Here is an 18,350-nt window from a genome sequence, read left to right as displayed (position 1 = left end):
GCAAAACAGGAACTGTTTGCCCACTTTTTACGCGTAGCGCTGAATCCGCAGTCAATTCAGCGCGCTGGCTGATTAAAGAATAATCGTACGGTTGCCGTAAACGAAGACGCGCTGCCCCAGCACTTTATAGAGGGCGTTGCTCAGCACATTTTTTTCGACGTCACGACCCGCACGCATCATCTCGTCAGCGGTATAGCTGTGATCGACATTAATCACATCCTGCATGATGATCGGGCCTTCATCGAGATTGTCATTCACGTAGTGCGCGGTGGCACCAATGATCTTCACGCCACGCTCGTAGGCCTGATGATAAGGCCGGGCACCGATAAAGGCAGGCAGGAAAGAGTGGTGAATATTAATAATCTGGTTCGGGAAGCGCTGCACAAAGGCAGGGGTCAGGACGCGCATATATTTCGCCAGCACCACATAATCGGGCTGATAGCGGTCAATCTCTTCCACCATGCGGTTATCGTGCTCTTCCCGCGTCAGTCCCTCGTGACTCACCAGAACGAAGGGAATATCAAACCGCTCAACCAGCGAACGCAGCGTGTCATGGTTACCAATGACCGCGGCAATCTCCATATCCAGACCGCCAAACGCGCTCTTCATTAACAGGTCACCCAGGCAGTGCGCCTCTTTGGTGACCAGAATCACCACGCGACGGCGACCGGCGCTGTGCAGTTCACGCACTGATCCCTGGGGCAGGGCGCTGTCGAGATCGGCCAGCAGGGTGTTGTCGTTGAAGATGCCTTCCAGCTCGGTACGCATGAAAAAACGCCCGGTGCGATGATCAACAAACTCATTGTTCTGCACGATATTGAGTTCGTGCTTGTAACAAATATTGGTGATTTTGGCGATCAGACCTTTTGCATCGGGACAAATGGTTCGTAAAACTTTTCTTTGCATGGTTTGCGCTTGCATCTCAATCAGAGTCCTGTCAAAGCATTAGGGGTTAAACTGCGGGCTCAGCCTTCAGCTCAACCACAACATTTTTTGTATTTCTTATCACTGCCGCACGGGCAACGATCGTTACGCCCAACGGGCGGCACGGAACCGTCAACATAGTACCAGCGTTGATCCTCGCGAAGAAAGCGGGAACACTCATGAATGGCATGAATGTTCGTTTTCTCGCGGTATCGCGCAAAAAAAGTCACGAACGCTTCATTATCATGGCTTCCATGATTACAACGGGTTACATTCAGGCTAAGCCAATCGGTACCGGAAAAACTTTCAGATAAAAGCCCTGACATCTCCGGATGACGTTTGTCAGGATGCCAGGTCGCGACCAGATATTCGGCATTGTGCTTAACATAGGCACAATAGCGGGAGCGCATAAGTTGTTCAGCCGTAACAGGAATCTGGTTACCCTGCAGAAAGGGCTCGCAACATACGCTATACTGCTGTCCGCTACAACATGGGCAGGTTTCTGACACATTAGCTCCCGAAAATGATGAGTCGGTTTCATAAGCGCGCTATGTTAGCTGACCCCACGCTGTGACGCTACGTATTGACGGCAGGACCAGATACAAATGAGAAAGGTAAAAATAGGATTGGCGCTGGGGGCCGGCGCAGCGAAAGGATGGGCGCACATTGGCGTGATCAACGCACTGGAGCGTGCGGGTATCGGGATCGACGTCGTGGCAGGTTGCTCTGTCGGCGCGCTAGTCGGGTCAGCCTATGTGAATAACCGGCTGCCGTTGATGGAAAAGTGGGTCAGTGCGTTTCGCTACTGGGATGTGATCCGGCTGATGGATGTCTCCTGGCAACGGGGCGGACTGCTGCGCGGTGAGCGGGTCTTTAACCATGTGCGCCAGCTGATCCCCAATGATGCGATAGAGCAGTGCAGCAAACCTTTCGGCGTGGTGGCCACCAATCTCAGCACGGGGCGGGAGCTCTGGCTGACGGAGGGTGATCTGCATCAGGCGGTTCGCGCTTCCTGCAGTATGCCAGGTTTATTACCGCCGGTGGGCTACAATGGGTATTGGCTGGTGGATGGTGCCGTCGTCAATCCGGTGCCGATCTCACTGACCCGCGCGCTGGGTGCAGACATTGTGATTGCGGTTGACCTGCAGCATGACGCGCATTTAATGCAGCAGGATCTGTTTTCCGTTACGCCTAAAAATAGTGAAGAAGAAGCCGCTGCAGCGGCATTGAGTTGGGGTGGAAAGCTGCGTCAGCGACTGGTGAGTTTCACCCAGCGCCGTGCGTCTCAGTCACCGGGTGCGATGGAGATTATGTCAACCTCTATCCAGGTGCTGGAAAATCGCCTGAAGCGCAACCGTATGGCAGGCGATCCACCCGATGTTTTAATACAGCCGGTCTGTCCGCAGATTTCAACGCTGGACTTTCATCGGGCTGAAGAGGCCATTGAGGCAGGCAGGGCCGCCGTGGAAAAGAAAATGGATGAACTGTTACCACTGGTCCGTGGCAGATAATCAGGTTGTTCATTCAAAACGGTGACTTTACGCAATTCTGAAGGCGCAACTGCGTTTTATGAACCACTATTGAATTATCTGGCAGGCAGGGGGAAAGAATGGAAAAACCACTACTCGGCAAAAAGATACTCATTGTCGAAGATGAGGCTGTTTTCCGTTCGTTGCTGGACCAATTTTTGTTATCGATGGGTGCTGTAACGTTAAAAGCGGAAGATGGACTGGAAGCAATTGCACAACTACAACAGCATACTGTCGACCTGATCATCAGCGATCTCGAAATGCCCCGTATGAGCGGCATTCAGTTCGTTGAGCACATTCGTACCCGCGGTAACGTTGTGCCGATTTTGATTATCTCAGCGACAGAAAATATGTCTGACATCGCACATGTGCTGCGCCTTGGCGTGCAGGATGTGCTGCTTAAGCCACTGAAAAATCTGGAACGCTTCCGCGAAGCGGTCTATGAATGTCTCTATCCCTCCATGTTCACCTCAAAGGTGGAAGAGGATGAGCAGCTGTTTCAGGACTGGGATGCCCTGGTCCGCGACCCGAAAGCGGCCGCCAAACTGCTCAAACAACTCCAGCCGCCGGTGCAGCAGACCGTCGCCAACTGCCGGGTCAACTATCGTCAGCTGACGATGGCCGAACAGCCGGGCCTGGTGCTCGACATTGCGGCGCTCTCTGAAAAGGACCTGGCCTTCTACTGTCTGGACGTCACCCGTGCGGGTGATAATGGCGTGCTGGCCGCTCTGCTGCTGCGTGCGCTGTTTAACGGCCTGCTTCAGGAGCAGCTCTCCGGGCAAAAACAGCGTCTGCCGGAACTTAACGGGCTGCTCAGACAGGTCAATCTGCTGCTGCGCCAGGCGAACCTCAGCGGCCAGTTCCCTCTGCTGGTGGGCTACTATCATCGTGGTCTGAAAAATCTGATCCTGGTCTCGGCCGGATTAAACGCCACGCTTCACGTTGATACCCATCAGATTCAGCTCAGTAATGGTGTTCCCCTTGGCACTATGGGTAGCACCCACCTCAATCAAATCAGTCAGCGCGCAGACAACTGGCAGTGCCACGTCTGGGGCGCGGGTGGTCGCATTCGGCTGATGCTGTCAGCAGAAGAATAAACGGCAAAAATGGAAAGATTCTGGCGCTGAGGACAGGGCCAGAACTTAGCTTTACAGTTGGGTAATAGTCTTAATTTCGACGGATTGATGCCTTCCAGGATAAATCCGTTCGATACTAACTGATATACTCATTTTCGATTTTAAACCGACATATCAAGTATTAACTTGAACGGCCTATGAGAGAGGTAACTTAATGTCTGCCAATAATACCAAAGTAAAAAAAGCGGTAATCCCGGTCGCGGGTTTGGGTACGCGTATGCTCCCGGCCACCAAAGCGATTCCAAAAGAGATGTTACCGCTGGTTGATAAGCCGTTAATCCAGTATGTCGTTAACGAGTGTATCGCTGCAGGCATCAACGAGATTGTGCTGGTTACACATTCATCTAAAAATGCCATCGAAAACCATTTTGATACCAGCTTCGAACTGGAATCTATGCTGGAAAAACGTGTTAAGCGTCAGCTGCTGGATGAAATCCAGTCAATCTGCCCGCCACACGTGACCATCATGCAGGTTCGTCAGGGTATCGCGAAAGGCCTGGGCCACGCAGTGATGTGTGCACACCCACTGATCGGTAACGAGCCGTTTGCCGTTATCCTGCCAGACGTCATCATCGACGAATATGAATCTAACCCAACCAAAGATAACCTGGCCGAGATGCTGACCCGTTATGAAGAGTCAGGCCGCAGCCAGATTATGGTTGAGCCGGTTGCCGATGTAACCGCTTACGGTGTTGTCGATTGCCAGGGCGCAGAACTGAACCCAGGCGACAGCGCACCAATGGTGGGTGTGGTTGAGAAACCAAAAGCGACCGAAGCGCCATCTAACCTGGCGGTCGTAGGTCGTTATGTTCTGTCTGCAGACATCTGGCCACTGCTGGCGAAGACGCCTCCGGGTGCGGGCGGCGAAGTTCAGCTGACCGACTCTATCGCCATGCTGATGGAAAAAGAGACCGTTGAAGCTTATCACCTGAAAGGCGTAAGCCATGACTGTGGTAACAAACTGGGCTACATGCAGGCTTTCGTTGAGTACGGTGTTCGTCATCCGGTATTGGGCAAAGATTTCTCTGAATGGCTCGATAGCGCAGTTGGCAACAAAAAGTAATTTATAAACACAGGATAACTCGATGAAAGTCACTGTATTTGGTATCGGCTATGTCGGTCTGGTTCAGGCTGCGGTGTTAGCCGAAGTCGGACATGACGTTCTCTGCATTGATGTCGACGCAAACAAAGTCGAAAATCTGAAAAAAGGCATCATTCCTATTTTCGAACCAGGTTTAACCCCGCTGGTAATGTCCAATTACGAAGCGGGTCGTCTGAAGTTCAGCACTGATGCTGCACAGGGCGTAAACCATGGTGTTATGCAGTTTATTGCAGTAGGTACACCACCGGATGAAGACGGCTCTGCCGATCTGAAATATGTGACCGCCGTAGCGCGCACCATTGCGCAGCATATGAACGATCACAAAGTGGTTATCGACAAATCAACCGTACCGGTTGGCACAGCAGACAAAGTTCGTGCGGTGATGGCGGAAACGCTGAAATCGCGTGACGCCAACATCACCTTTGATGTGGTGTCGAACCCGGAATTCCTGAAAGAAGGTGCGGCAGTGAATGACTGCATGCGTCCTGAGCGCATCGTTGTCGGTACCGACAACGATGAGGTGGTCGAGCTGTTACGCGAGCTTTATGAGCCGTTTAACCGCAATCACGATCGCATGATCATGATGGATATCCGCAGCGCAGAGCTGACCAAGTATGCAGCAAACTGCATGCTGGCGACCAAAATCAGCTTTATGAATGAGATGTCCAACCTGGCTGAGCGTTTAGGCGCGGATATTGAAAAAGTACGCCAGGGCATCGGTTCCGATCCCCGTATCGGCTACCACTTCATCTATCCTGGCTGTGGCTACGGTGGCTCCTGCTTCCCGAAAGATGTGCAGGCGTTAATCCGTACAGCGGAGTCTATTGGCTATCAGCCACGTCTGTTGCAGGCTGTGGAAGATGTCAATGACAACCAGAAAAACAAGCTGCCAACCTTCATCAAACGCCATTTTGGCGACGATCTGAAGGGTAAGACGTTTGCTCTCTGGGGCCTGTCATTTAAGCCGAACACTGACGACATGCGTGAAGCCTCCAGCCGTGTGCTGATGGAAACGCTGTGGGAAGCAGGCGCGTCTGTTCAGGCGTTTGACCCGGAAGCAATGGATGAAGCGCAGCGTATCTATGGTCACCGCAGCGATCTTAAGCTTATGGGAACCAAAGAAGCGGCACTGCAGGGCGCAGACGGTCTGGTCATCTGTACGGAGTGGCAGAACTTCCGTGCGCCAGACTTCGACGTTATCAAAAATGCGCTGAAAGAAGCCGTGATTTTTGATGGTCGTAACCTGTATGATCCAGAGCGTATCAGCAAACGCGGTTTCGTTTATTATGCAATCGGCCGCGGAGCGTCTATTCAAACTGCATAATTAACGAGGGATTTATGAACTTTCTGGTCACCGGCGCCGCAGGCTTTATTGGTTTTCATGTCAGTCAGCGTCTGCTGGCCGCCGGTCACCAGGTTGTCGGTATCGACAACCTGAATGATTATTACGACGTAAATCTCAAGCGTGCCCGTCTCGATTTAATTAATGCTGAACCTGGCTTTACTTTTATCGAGCGGGATCTGGCCGACCGTGACGCGATAGCGTCACTGTTCGGGCAGTATAATTTTCAGCGCGTTATTCATCTTGGCGCGCAGGCTGGCGTCCGCTACTCCATCGAAAATCCCCATGCTTATGCAGATTCCAATCTGACGGGTCACCTCAATATTCTTGAAGGCTGCCGTCATCATAAAATTGAACATCTGCTCTACGCGTCGTCGAGTTCCGTTTATGGCCTGAATCGTAAGATGCCGTTCTCAACGGACGACAGTGTGGATCATCCTGTCTCTTTATATGCAGCGACGAAGAAAGCGAACGAGTTAATGTCTCATACTTACTCGCACCTTTATCAGCTGCCGACCACTGGATTACGCTTCTTCACCGTCTATGGCCCGTGGGGCCGTCCGGATATGGCCCTCTTTAAATTCACCCGCGCAATGATTGCCGGTGAGGCGATTGATGTCTATAACCAGGGGCAGATGAAGCGGGACTTTACCTATATTGATGACATTGCTGAAGCGATTGTGCGTCTGCAGGATGTGATTCCGCAGCAGGACGATCACTGGACGGTTGAATCGGGATCGCCAGCAACCAGTTCAGCACCGTATCGTGTTTATAATATCGGTAACAGTCAGCCGGTAACGCTGATGAGCTATATTGAGGCGATTGAAAAAGCACTGGGGATGACCGCGAAGAAAAATCTGATGCCGATGCAGCCCGGTGATGTGCTGGAAACCAGTGCCGACACCGAAGCCCTGTTTAAGGCGATTGGTTTTAAACCTCAGACCAGTGTGGAGGAGGGCGTAAAGCGCTTCGTTGACTGGTATCGTGATTTCTATCGCGTCTGAATAAAAAAGGAAGCGTACGCTTCCTTTTTTTTATTCCACCTCAGGCTGCCCGTCGGGCAGGAAAATAACGCGCCGTTACAGTAAAAAATCGTCCAGCTTTTTACCCTCTTCTTCCAGCGCTTTTTTAATTATGGCTGGCGTGCGGCCCTGACCGGTCCAGGTCTTTGACTCACCTTTTTCATCGGTATAACCATATTTAGCCGGACGCACCGAACGTTTGCTTTTTGCTGTCGCGCGGGTATCAGTCAGCATGCTGACCAGCTCAGAAGGGTCAATACCATCAGCCAGCAGCATTTCACGATACTGATTCAGCTTGCGCGCGCGCTCTTCATTTTCAGCCTGGAAATGCGACTCTTCTTCGCGACGTTCTTTTACCACTACGTCCAGTTTTTCCAGCATCTCTTCCAGTGTTTCAATGGAATACTCTCTGGCCTGGGCGCGCAGCGTACGAATATTATTAAGAACTTTTAGTGCTTCGCTCATTGTCCTGGTCTCTGAATAAGGGAGAAGTTGTGTTGCCCGCTAATAGTAGTGGTGACATTAAATAACTTCAATCACAAACGTATTTCTTCAGCGAATAAAATGAAAATTAAAAAATAATGTTGATCATAAAAAATCAAAGCGATGCCCGGAAGAAATAATCTCCCCTCTGTCGTTATGAAATAAATTTAATGTATTTAAGTTGCTGCAAATAATGTCATCTCTTTTATTGCGGTTAAAATAAGAAAAACCTATTTCACTCTGCGACAGAGCCCATCGGCACTGGAAACGGTTCCTGATGAAAATTCCGGCTATCTGTCAGGCATTCTCCCTCTCTCAGCAGCAACGCATGGGCTGTGCTTTGTGATAATATGCGCACCATTCTGTTCAGTCCTGATGAAGATACGCTCCTATGGCCCAACTCTATTTCTATTACTCTGCGATGAACGCAGGGAAATCGACCGCACTGTTACAATCCTCCTATAACTATCAGGAGCGGGGCATGCGCTCGCTGGTTTACACTGCCGAAATCGACAATCGTTTTGGTGCCGGTCAGGTAAGCTCCCGTATCGGACTTTCGTCACCAGCCTTGCTCTATAATGCCGATACCGCGCTGTTCAGCGACATTGCGGCGGAACATGCCGCACAGCCTATTCACTGCGTGCTGGTCGATGAAAGCCAGTTTCTCACCCGTGAGCAGGTCAAAGCGCTCTCTGATGTGGTCGACGATCTTGATATTCCGGTGCTCTGCTATGGCCTGCGTACCGATTTTCGCGGCGAACTCTTTGTTGGCAGTCAGTATCTGCTGGCGTGGGCCGATAAGCTGGTCGAACTCAAAACCATCTGTCACTGTGGCCGCAAGGCCAGCATGGTGCTGCGACTGGACAGCGAAGGGAAGCCTTTCAGTGAAGGTGAGCAGGTAGTTATCGGGGGGAATGAACGCTACATCTCGGTCTGCCGTAAGCACTATAAACAGGCCATAGAGCAGGGCTCGCTGCAGGCGATTCACGGCGCACATACGCCCGTCATCTGACACATTTTTCAGCCAGTAAAAAACCCGCCGCGGCGGGTTTTTTCATCAGGTTATCAGAACGGTACTATCAGACTTTCTTCGCTTTCTTCTCCGCTTTAACCTCTTTTACCGGCTGTTCAGCAACCGCTTCGGCAACGCTTGAGAAAGGTTCGACAAACTCACGGCCGTAGTAGGTGTCGAGCATAATCTGTTTCAGCTCGGCAATCAGCGGATAGCGTGGGTTTGCGCCGGTACACTGATCATCAAACGCATCATCGGCCAGCTTGTCGACTTTGGCCAGGAAGTCCGCTTCCTGTACGCCGGCTTCACGGATAGAGGTCGGAATGCCGAGCTCAGTCTTGATCTCATCCAGCCAGGCCAGCAGCTTCTCAATTTTCTGCGCGGTGCGGTCGCCTGGGGCGCTCAGGCCCAGGTGGTCAGCAACTTCCGCGTAGCGACGGCGCGCCTGTGGGCGGTCATACTGGCTGAACGCGGTCTGTTTGGTCGGGTTGTCATTTGCGTTGTAGCGGATGACGTTCGAGATTAACAGGGCGTTAGCCAGACCGTGCGGAATGTGGAACTCTGAACCCAGCTTATGCGCCATGGAGTGACAGACCCCAAGGAAGGCGTTAGCAAAGGCGATACCGGCGATAGTGGCCGCATTGTGAACACGTTCGCGCGCCACCGGATTTCTGGCACCTTCCGCGTAGCTGGCGGGCAGGTTCTCTTTCAGCAGTTTCAGTGCCTGCAGTGCCTGGCCGTCTGAGTATTCATTCGCCAGCACAGACACATAGGCTTCCAGCGCATGGGTAACCGCATCCAGGCCGCCGAAGGCACAGAGTGAGCGGGGCATTTCCATCACCAGGTTGGCATCGACAATCGCCATATCCGGGGTCAGCGCATAGTCAGCGAGAGGATATTTCTGGCCGGTCGCATCATCGGTGACGACGGCAAACGGTGTCACTTCTGAACCGGTGCCGGATGTGGTGGTGATGGCCACCATGCGCGCCTTGACGCCCATTTTCGGGAACTTGTAGATACGTTTACGGATATCCATGAAGCGCAGCGCCAGCTCTTCAAAGTGGGTTTCCGGATGTTCATACATGACCCACATGATTTTCGCTGCGTCCATCGGGGAGCCGCCACCCAGCGCGATGATCACGTCCGGTTTAAAGCTGTTCATCTGCTCGGCACCCTTACGCACAATGCTCAGCGTCGGATCGGCTTCAACTTCAAAGAAGACTTCCGTTTCAATACCGTGCGATTTCAGGACGCGGGTGACCTGATCGGCATAACCGTTATTGAACAGGAAGCGGTCAGTCACGATAAAGGCCCGTTTCGCGCCGTCCGTTGCCACCTCTTCCAGCGCAATGGGCAGGGAACCGCGACGGAAGTAGATAGATTTAGGAAGTTTATGCCACAACATATTCTCAGCTCGCTTGGCGACAGTTTTGGTGTTGATAAGGTGTTTCGGACCGACGTTCTCTGAAATCGAGTTGCCGCCCCAGGAACCACAACCCAGCGTCAGAGAGGGGGCCAGCTTGAAGTTGTAGAGGTCCCCGATACCGCCCTGAGAAGCGGGCGTATTGATCAGAATACGTGCGGTTTTCATCCTGTCGCCAAAGTAGTGCACACGTTCGGTCTGGTTATCCTGGTCGGTATAGAGGCACGAGGTGTGGCCGATACCGCCCATGGCGACCAGTTTTTCTGCTTTATCTACCGCGTCGTTGAAATCTTTCGCCCGGTACATTGCGAGGGTTGGCGAAAGTTTTTCATGGGCAAAGGGCTCAGATTCGTCCACCAGTTTCACTTCACCAATCAGGATTTTGGTGCTGGGTGGCACGCTGATGCCTGCCATCTCCGCAATTTTGAACGCGGGCTGGCCGACGATGGCGGCATTCAGACCGCCGTTTTTCAGAATGATATTCTGCACTGCGCTCAGCTCCGCGCCCTGCAGCAGGTAACCGCCGTGGCTGGCAAAACGCTCACGCACTGCGTCGTAGACCGCATCAACCACGATGACCGACTGTTCCGAGGCGCAGATCACCCCGTTATCAAAGGTTTTGGACATCAGAATCGAGGCGACGGCCCGTTTCAGGTCGGCGGTTTCATCAATCACCACTGGCGTATTACCGGCACCGACGCCGATGGCGGGTTTACCGGAGCTGTAGGCCGCTTTCACCATGCCCGGACCGCCAGTGGCGAGGATCAGGTTAATGTCAGGGTGGTGCATCAGCTGGTTTGACAGCTCAACAGAGGGGGCATCGATCCAGCCGATAATATCTTTTGGCGCACCGGCTGCAATGGCAGCCTGCAGCACGATGTCCGCCGCTTTGTTGGTGGCATCTTTGGCACGGGGGTGTGGCGAGAAGATAATACCGTTGCGGGTTTTCAGGCTGATTAACGCTTTAAAGATGGCGGTAGAGGTGGGGTTAGTCGTCGGCACAATACCGCAAATCAGACCAATAGGTTCGGCGATAGTGATGGTGCCGAAGGTGTCATCGGTGGCTAACACACCGCAGGTCTTTTCATCTTTATAGGCGTTGTAGATATATTCTGACGCAAAATGGTTTTTAATGACTTTGTCTTCGACAATGCCCATGCCGGATTCGGCAACGGCCATTCTGGCGAGAGGAATGCGGGCGTCTGCGGCGGCGAGGGCGGCGGCACGGAAAATGGCGTCGACCTGCTGTTGAGAAAAATTGGCATATTCACGCTGGGCTTTTTTTACACGTTCAACCAGTGCATTGAGTTCAGCGACATTCGTAACGGCCATGGTGTTCTCCTGAGGAAGTTAAACTTTTTTAGTAAACAATCCTGCGCCCTGAGTATAGTCACGCTGTCATAACGCGTCCGATCGGCCCGAAATGCATGGATTTTCAAATGTTTACTGAAAGAGTCTTGTCAGGCAGTCCGTCTGATTTTCATTGAGACTGCTAATACTTCCGTTACGAAAAGATTACCTGGTTTGGGGTAGGGTAATTTTGATGCAGATCAATTTAACCCCAAGCTGACACCTTTCAGCCGGGCTTTTTGCGCCACCTTGTTTCGAATCTGTTTGCACCATGTAAGTCGGCTGGCCATAGCGACAAAATCCAGTCTCATTCGGAACACTGGGGGAATCCGCTATGGGTTCCGCCTTAAGTGGCATAAATAGCGGCGTATGCATCTGGCGTCTGTGCCGCTTTTCACTTACATTAGGCGCGATTTCCCCCCTGCGTTACGGAGCCATGTCGTGAACCCTGCACTGTTAGATCTTTCAGGCTATATAAAATTCTTTGTCGGGCTGTTCGCGCTGGTTAATCCGGTCGGCATTATTCCGGTGTTCATCAGTATGACCCGCTATCAGGCGGCAGCTGAACGCAATAAAACGAATTTAACCGCCAATCTGGCGGTGGCCATTATCCTCTGGACCTCGCTGTTCCTCGGCGATGCGATTCTGCGGGTGTTTGGCATCTCGATTGACTCGTTCCGCATTGCGGGCGGGATTCTGGTCGTGACCATTGCGATGTCGATGATCAGTGGCAAGCTGGGCGAGGATAAGCAGAACAAACAGGAGAAGTCAGAAACGGCCATTCGTGAAAGCGTTGGCGTGGTGCCTCTGGCGCTGCCCCTGATGGCCGGTCCGGGTGCCATCAGTTCGACGATTGTCTGGAGCACGCGCTATCACAGCTGGCTTAACCTGCTGGGCTTTACGCTGGCGATTGCCATTTTTGCCTTATGTTGCTGGCTGCTGTTTCGGGCCGCGCCTTTAATGGTGCGGATACTGGGACAGACCGGCATTAACGTTATTACCCGCATCATGGGACTGTTACTGATGGCCCTGGGTATTGAGTTTGTTGTTACCGGCCTGAAGTCTATATTTCCCGGACTGCTCAATTAACGCCTCACTTATTTCAGGCAGCGAAGCGTAAACCTGATCCGTAATGGTGCAATCGACGGTTTTATTGCACCATTGCAATGCAATTATTCGTCACGCTTAAAAGATTCAGTCGATTATAAATTTCATTACTGCTGGCCGGTTCACAGATTTTTGTCAGCGAAATAATGTCACGATTTTCACACCATATTCTTCTGTTTTGTTTCTTTCCTCCCTCATAAATGCCCGCCTGAGAGCCATCAGGCTGGATTTTCCTCACGCCAGATGCCGACTTTGGAAGATAAGTGCCAAAAACCGTGCGTATTCATGATGCAAAGCACGTCTGCACAGGGTTTCCGACTAAAACGCCTATTTTTCATATCGATATGATATTTTCAGGTCGAAAATTAACACTTCCGCTGCGTGACAACTCGTGATAAAAGAGAATTAGTTAACATTTTAGCTATTTTACTTTGGCGCCCTCTGATGGCTTCTGATAATTTCTGGCCCAGCGTGAATTTTTTTCTCCGAAAGTGCAAAGTGAGAACGCTTTTTGCTTAAGCCTGTCGGGTTACTTAAAAAAGGTTGGCGTTTCGGATGACTGGGATGATGAATGTGCAGCAACAGCGGCTGACTCTCGCCGCACTGTTAATAGCGTTTACGCCGGCTTATGCCGCCACGGTTCCCCCCGGAACGACGCTGGCCGCGCAGCAACAGATTGTGATTAACAATGGCAGTGAAGTCTCTTCGCTGGATCCCCATAAAACCGAAGGTGTGCCGGAATCCAATATTATTCACAACCTGCTGGACGGTCTGGTTAACACCGATAATTTCGGTAAGGTCGTCCCCGGCGTTGCCCTGAGCTGGGAGAATCCGCAGCCCACCGTCTGGATCTTTAACCTGCGGGATGATGCTAAGTGGAGTAATGGTGAGCCGGTGACCGCCGCAGATTTTGTCTACAGCTGGCGTCGGCTGGTGGACCCTGCCACCGCGTCGCCTTACTCCAGCTATCTGCAGGCCGCCCATGTTGCCGGGATCGATGCGATTCTGGCTGGTAAAGCGTCACCCGATCAGCTGGGCGTGAAAGCGCTGGATGACCACCGGCTGCAGATTACGCTGACTGAACCGGTGCCTTATCTGGTATCCATGCTGGCGCACACGGCGCTGAAGCCGGTTTATGCACCCGCTATCAAAGAGTGGGGCGATGCCTGGACCCGGCCAGGTCACTATATCGGTAACGGTGCTTATACCTTAAGCGACTGGGTAGTGAATGAAAAAATTGTTCTGAAGCGCAATCCTCACTACTGGGACAATGCCCATACGGTGATTGAGCAGGGGACCTTCCTGCCCATCGCCTCTGAAAACAGCGATATCAACCGCTACCGCAGTGGCGGAACGGACATCACCAACAGCGCCCTGCCGCCGGAAATGTTTGGCAAGCTGCGCAGGGATCTCGGCAATGAGGTGAAGATCAGTCCGCTGCTCTGCACGTTTTATTATGAAATCAATAACAAAAAGGCGCCGTTCACCGATCCACGGGTGCGCGCCGCCCTAAAGATGACCCTCGACCGTGAGGTGATTGCCAGAAAAATTATGGGGCAGGGACAGATTCCGGCTTACAGCCTGACGCCGCCCTTTACCGCCGGTATTAAGCTGACACCGCCAGCCTGGTTTACCTGGACGCAGGCGCAACGCAATGAGGCGGCGAAAAAGCTGCTGGCAGAGGCGGGATTCAACGCCGCCAATCCGCTGACCTTTACGCTGCTCTATAACACTTCCGATCAGAATAAACGGCAGGCGATTGCGGCCGCTTCAATGTGGCAGAAAAATCTCGGCGCAAAAGTCACCCTGCAGAATCAGGAGTGGAAGACGATGCTGGAGACCCGCCATCAGGCCCAGTATGACGTGGTGCGAGCCACCTGGTGCGCCGATTACAATGAGCCTTCAACCTTTCTCAACATGCTGATCAGCAACGCCTCGATCAATACCGCCTTTTACAGCAGTGCGGCCTTTGACGAGCTGATGGCGAAGAGCCTGACGGCGGGCAGTGAGGCGCAGCGCGCGGAGCTCTATCAGCAGGCTGAAACACAACTCGACAAAGACTCACCCATTGTGCCAGTTTACTACCGCGTCAGTGTGCGCCTGGTGAAGCCCTGGGTTGGCGGTTTCACGGGCAAAGACCCGCAGGATATGACAGACCTGAAGTACTATTTTATTAAAAAACACTGATCTGCTCGCCGTCCTGGCGAGACAGACGGGAAGCGCATCAGCAAACAGACCAATTTTTTGGGTCACTCTCCCGGGTTAAGGGAGCCCGGAAACGGGGGACGCCGCGGCAGAACAGCGCTGCGGTGACGATAATAAAACTGGAGTGTAATAATGAACAACATCACGAAAAAAAGCCTGATAGCAGCGGGCGTCTTCGCCGCAATGAGTGCCCTGGCAGGGAATGCGGCTTTCGCGGCGACCGTGCCTGCAGGCGTTGAACTGGCAGCCAAACAGGAGCTCGTTCGCGGCAATGGCGATGAAGTGCAGTCGCTCGACCCGCACAAAATCGAGGGCGTGCCGGAAGACAACGTGGCGCGCGATCTCTATGAAGGTCTGCTGGTCAATGACAGCAACGGCAAACCGATCCCGGGCGTGGCGGAAAGCTATGAAAATAAAGATTTCAAGGTGTGGACTTTCCACCTGCGTAAAAATGCTAAATGGTCTAACGGCGAGCCGGTAACCGCGCAGGACTTCGTCTACAGCTGGGAGCGTCTGGTTGACCCGAAAACGGCTTCACCCTACGCCAGCTATCCTCAGTATGGTCATATCCTGAACGTTGATGACATCATCGCAGGTAAAAAGCCCATTACCGATCTGGGCGTGAAAGCGATTGATGACCACACGCTGGAAGTGACCCTGAGTGAGCCGGTTCCCTATTTTGATAAGCTGCTGATCAACTCCGTGATGTCACCGGTTTATAAACCGGCGATTGAGAAGTTCGGCGAACAGTGGACTCAGCCGCAAAACTGGGTCGGTAACGGTGCCTTTAAGCTCGACGCACACGTCATCAACGAACGCATCACGCTGGTGCGTAACCCGAACTACTGGGACAACGAGCACACCGTGCTGAACAAGGTTACCTACCTGCCAATCAGTTCTGAAGTCAGTGACGTCAACCGTTACTTCTCCGAGAACGGCAGCGACATGACCTATAACAACCTGCCGATCGAGCTGTTCAAAAAGCTGCAGCGTGAAAACGGTAAAGAGCTGCATGTCGATCCTTATCTCTGCACCTACTACTACGAAATCAATAACCAGAAAGCGCCATTTACCGATCCGCGCGTTCGTGCCGCCCTGAAGCTGGGTCTGGACCGTGACATCATGGTGAATAAAGTGCTGGCCCAGGGTCAGAAGCCGGCCTTCAGCTTCACACCGCCAGCCACCGACGGTATGGAAATCCTGCCGCCAGACTGGTTCAAGTGGTCACAGGATAAGCGTAACGCCGAAGCGAAAAAACTGCTGGCTGAAGCGGGCTACACGGCGGATAAACCGCTGACCTTCAACCTGCTCTACAACACCTCCGATCTGCACAAGAAGCTGGCGATTGCCGCCTCGTCGATCTGGAAGAAAAACATCGGTGTGAATATCAAGCTGGAAAACCAGGAGTGGAAAACCTTCCTGGACACCCGTCATCAGGGTAACTTCGATGTGGCGCGTGCGGCCTGGTGTGCGGACTACAACGAACCGACTTCCTTCCTGAACATCATGCTCTCTAACAGCAGCAGTAACACCTCGCACTATAAGAGCGATGCGTTTGACAAAGTGGTGCGTGACGCGATTAAAGCGCCGGATGCCAAAGGCCGTGCAGCGGACTATCAGCAGGCCGAGCAGATCCTGGATAAAGACAGCACCATCGTACCGGTTTACTACTACGTGAATACGCGTCTGGTGAAACCTTACGTTGGTGGTTACACCGGTAAAGATCCGCTGGATAAAACGCTGTCTAAAGACTTCTACATCATTAAACACTAATAGCGTTCAGGCTATCAGCAGTGGCGGCGCCTCTCGCGCCGCCTTTTTACTATTTTTTATATGTTGTGAAGCAACAGCCTGGTAGGTACGGCAATGTTAAAATTCATCCTGCGTCGCTTGCTTGAAGCGATTCCGACGCTGTTCGTCCTGATTACCATCTCCTTCTTTATGATGCGGCTGGCACCCGGCAGCCCCTTTACCGGCGAGCGCACCCTGGCACCGGAAGTGATGGCCAACATTGAGGCGAAATATCACCTCAACGATCCTATCGGTAAGCAGTATGTCGATTACCTGGTCCAGCTGGCCCACGGCGATTTCGGCCCATCCTTTAAATACAAAGATTATTCGGTTAACTATCTGGTCGCGCACGCGTTCCCGGTCTCGGCAAAACTGGGTCTGGCCGCGTTCCTGCTGGCGATCGTGCTCGGCGTCACGGCCGGGGTCATCGCCGCGCTGAAACAGAACACCTTATGGGACTTCGCGGTGATGGGGGTGGCGATGACCGGCGTGGTGATACCCAGCTTTGTGGTCGCGCCGCTGCTGGTCCTGCTGTTCGCGATCAGCCTGAAATGGCTGCCGGGCGGGGGCTGGAATGGCGGGCAGTGGAACTACATGCTGCTGCCGATGGTGGCACTCTCACTGGCTTACATTGCAAGTATTGCCCGTATCACCCGTGGATCGATGATTGAAGTGATGCACTCCAACTTTATCCGCACGGCTCGCGCCAAAGGCTTACCGCTGCGCCGCATTGTGCTGCGTCATGCGCTGAAACCGGCTCTGCTGCCGGTCATCTCCTATATGGGACCCGCCTTTGTCGGCATCATCACCGGTTCGATGGTGATCGAATCGATCTATGGTCTGCCGGGCATCGGTCAGCTGTTTGTTAACGGCGCACTGAACCGCGACTACTCGCTGGTGATGAGCCTGACGATTCTGGTCGGTCTGCTGACCATCCTGTTTAACGCGATTGTCGACGTGCTCTATGCCGTCATCGATCCCAAAATTCGTTACTGATTGCGGAGTTCGCCATGATGTTAAGTAAGAAAAACAGCGAAGCTCTTGATGCGTTCAGTGAGAAGCTGGAAGTAGAAGGGCGCAGTCTCTGGCAGGACGCGCGTCGTCGTTTTATCCATAACCGGGCCGCGCTGATCAGCCTGCTGGTGCTGCTGGTCATTACGCTGTTTGTGATTATCGCGCCGATGGTGGCGCAGTTCACCTACGACGATACCGACTGGGCGATGATGTCTTCACCGCCGGATACCACTTCCGGTCACTGGTTCGGCACCGACTCGTCGGGGCGTGACCTGCTGGTGCGTGTGGCCATCGGCGGCCGTATCTCCCTGATGGTCGGCGTCGCCTCCGCCCTGATCGCCGTGGTGGTCGGTACGCTGTATGGCTCCATTGCCGGTTACCTGGGCGGCAAAACCGACTCGGCCATGATGCGTGTTCTGGAAATCCTCAACTCCTTCCCGTTCATGTTCTTCGTGATCCTGCTGGTGACCTTCTTTGGTCGTAACATCCTGCTGATCTTTGCCGCCATCGGCATGGTTTCATGGCTGGATATGGCGCGTATTGTGCGCGGCCAGACGCTGAGCCTGAAGCGCAAAGAGTTTATCGAAGCCGCCCATGTGGGTGGGGTATCGACCTGGAAAATTGTGGTGCGCCATATCGTGCCCAACGTGCTGGGGGTGGTGGTGGTTTACGCCTCACTGCTGGTGCCCAGTATGATCCTGTTTGAATCCTTCCTGAGCTTCCTGGGTCTGGGCACACAGGAACCTCTGAGCAGCTGGGGCGCACTGCTGAGCGACGGAGCCAACTCCATGGAAGTGTCGCCGTGGCTGTTGCTGTTCCCGGCGGGCTTCCTGGTGGTCACGCTGTTCTGTTTCAACTTTATCGGCGATGGCCTGCGTGATGCCCTCGACCCGAAAGATCGTTAAGGAGT

The 18,350-nt window shown here is 53.0% G+C and carries 15 protein-coding genes; 11 read left to right on the top strand and 4 right to left on the bottom strand.

Annotated elements, in window-relative coordinates; all coding sequences use genetic code 11:
* Positions 1-72: 72 nt before the first annotated feature.
* Positions 73-921 (bottom strand): formyltetrahydrofolate deformylase, encoded by an 849-nt coding sequence (gene purU / locus AC1V0D_RS06555; RefSeq protein WP_009089897.1) that lies wholly within the window; start codon positions 919-921, stop codon positions 73-75.
* Positions 922-977: 56 nt separating this feature from the next.
* The gene (locus tag AC1V0D_RS06550; RefSeq protein WP_072052716.1) at positions 978-1,433 is read right to left on the bottom strand and encodes a YchJ family protein; all 456 of its coding nucleotides are present in this window, start codon (positions 1,431-1,433) and stop codon (positions 978-980) included.
* A 96-nt stretch (positions 1,434-1,529) separates the two neighbouring features.
* Between AC1V0D_RS06550 and rssA the strand changes: the two genes are divergently transcribed.
* The 5 genes from rssA (at position 1,530) to AC1V0D_RS06525 (ending at position 7,037) form a co-directional block, all read left to right on the top strand.
* Positions 1,530-2,435: a patatin-like phospholipase RssA gene (gene rssA, locus AC1V0D_RS06545; RefSeq protein ID WP_009089899.1), complete on the top strand. Its 906-nt coding sequence runs from the start codon at positions 1,530-1,532 to the stop codon at positions 2,433-2,435.
* Positions 2,436-2,533: 98 nt separating this feature from the next.
* A complete protein-coding gene (gene rssB, locus AC1V0D_RS06540) occupies positions 2,534-3,550 on the top strand; it encodes a two-component system response regulator RssB (protein WP_009089900.1) in 1,017 nt (338 codons plus the stop codon).
* Between the two features lie 193 nt (positions 3,551-3,743).
* Complete coding sequence (gene galU, locus AC1V0D_RS06535; protein WP_009089901.1) at positions 3,744-4,652, top strand: UTP--glucose-1-phosphate uridylyltransferase GalU; 909 nt, start codon at positions 3,744-3,746, stop codon at positions 4,650-4,652.
* Between the two features lie 22 nt (positions 4,653-4,674).
* Positions 4,675-6,015, top strand: a complete 1,341-nt coding sequence (locus AC1V0D_RS06530; RefSeq protein WP_009089902.1) for a UDP-glucose dehydrogenase family protein — start codon at positions 4,675-4,677, stop codon at positions 6,013-6,015.
* 14 nt (positions 6,016-6,029) lie between these two features.
* Positions 6,030-7,037, top strand: coding sequence for an NAD-dependent epimerase (locus AC1V0D_RS06525; protein WP_009089903.1), 1,008 nt, complete (start codon positions 6,030-6,032; stop codon positions 7,035-7,037).
* A gap of 75 nt (positions 7,038-7,112) precedes the next feature.
* On the opposite strand, the gene hns is transcribed toward AC1V0D_RS06525, so the two are convergent.
* Positions 7,113-7,520, bottom strand: a complete 408-nt coding sequence (gene hns, locus AC1V0D_RS06520) for a histone-like nucleoid-structuring protein H-NS (protein ID WP_058958169.1) — start codon at positions 7,518-7,520, stop codon at positions 7,113-7,115.
* A gap of 409 nt (positions 7,521-7,929) precedes the next feature.
* On the opposite strand from hns, the gene tdk reads away from it, so the two are divergent.
* A complete protein-coding gene (tdk, locus tag AC1V0D_RS06515; protein ID WP_009089905.1) occupies positions 7,930-8,550 on the top strand; it encodes a thymidine kinase in 621 nt (206 codons plus the stop codon).
* Between the two features lie 67 nt (positions 8,551-8,617).
* On the opposite strand, the gene adhE is transcribed toward tdk, so the two are convergent.
* Positions 8,618-11,305, bottom strand: a complete 2,688-nt coding sequence (adhE, locus tag AC1V0D_RS06510; protein ID WP_009089906.1) for a bifunctional acetaldehyde-CoA/alcohol dehydrogenase — start codon at positions 11,303-11,305, stop codon at positions 8,618-8,620.
* A 459-nt stretch (positions 11,306-11,764) separates the two neighbouring features.
* Between adhE and AC1V0D_RS06505 the strand changes: the two genes are divergently transcribed.
* The 5 genes from AC1V0D_RS06505 to oppC all read left to right on the top strand — a co-directional run bounded on the left by AC1V0D_RS06505 (position 11,765) and on the right by oppC (position 18,345).
* Positions 11,765-12,412, top strand: a complete 648-nt coding sequence (locus AC1V0D_RS06505; RefSeq protein ID WP_009089907.1) for a YchE family NAAT transporter — start codon at positions 11,765-11,767, stop codon at positions 12,410-12,412.
* Positions 12,413-12,994: 582 nt separating this feature from the next.
* Positions 12,995-14,617 carry an ABC transporter substrate-binding protein gene (locus AC1V0D_RS06500; protein WP_482907405.1) on the top strand — a complete coding sequence of 541 codons (1,623 nt, stop codon included), beginning with the start codon at positions 12,995-12,997 and terminating at the stop codon, positions 14,615-14,617.
* 150 nt (positions 14,618-14,767) lie between these two features.
* Positions 14,768-16,408, top strand: coding sequence for an oligopeptide ABC transporter substrate-binding protein OppA (oppA, locus tag AC1V0D_RS06495; RefSeq protein ID WP_482907134.1), 1,641 nt, complete (start codon positions 14,768-14,770; stop codon positions 16,406-16,408).
* 93 nt (positions 16,409-16,501) lie between these two features.
* Positions 16,502-17,422, top strand: coding sequence for an oligopeptide ABC transporter permease OppB (oppB, locus tag AC1V0D_RS06490; protein WP_009089910.1), 921 nt, complete (start codon positions 16,502-16,504; stop codon positions 17,420-17,422).
* A 14-nt stretch (positions 17,423-17,436) separates the two neighbouring features.
* Positions 17,437-18,345, top strand: a complete 909-nt coding sequence (gene oppC / locus AC1V0D_RS06485) for an oligopeptide ABC transporter permease OppC (protein ID WP_046101922.1) — start codon at positions 17,437-17,439, stop codon at positions 18,343-18,345.
* Positions 18,346-18,350: the final 5 nt, after the last annotated feature.

This window comes from Pantoea sp. PA1 (genome assembly GCF_056856975.1).
The sequence above is the reverse complement of the archived record's forward strand: the minus strand, read 5'-3'. Positions and strand labels throughout refer to the sequence as shown.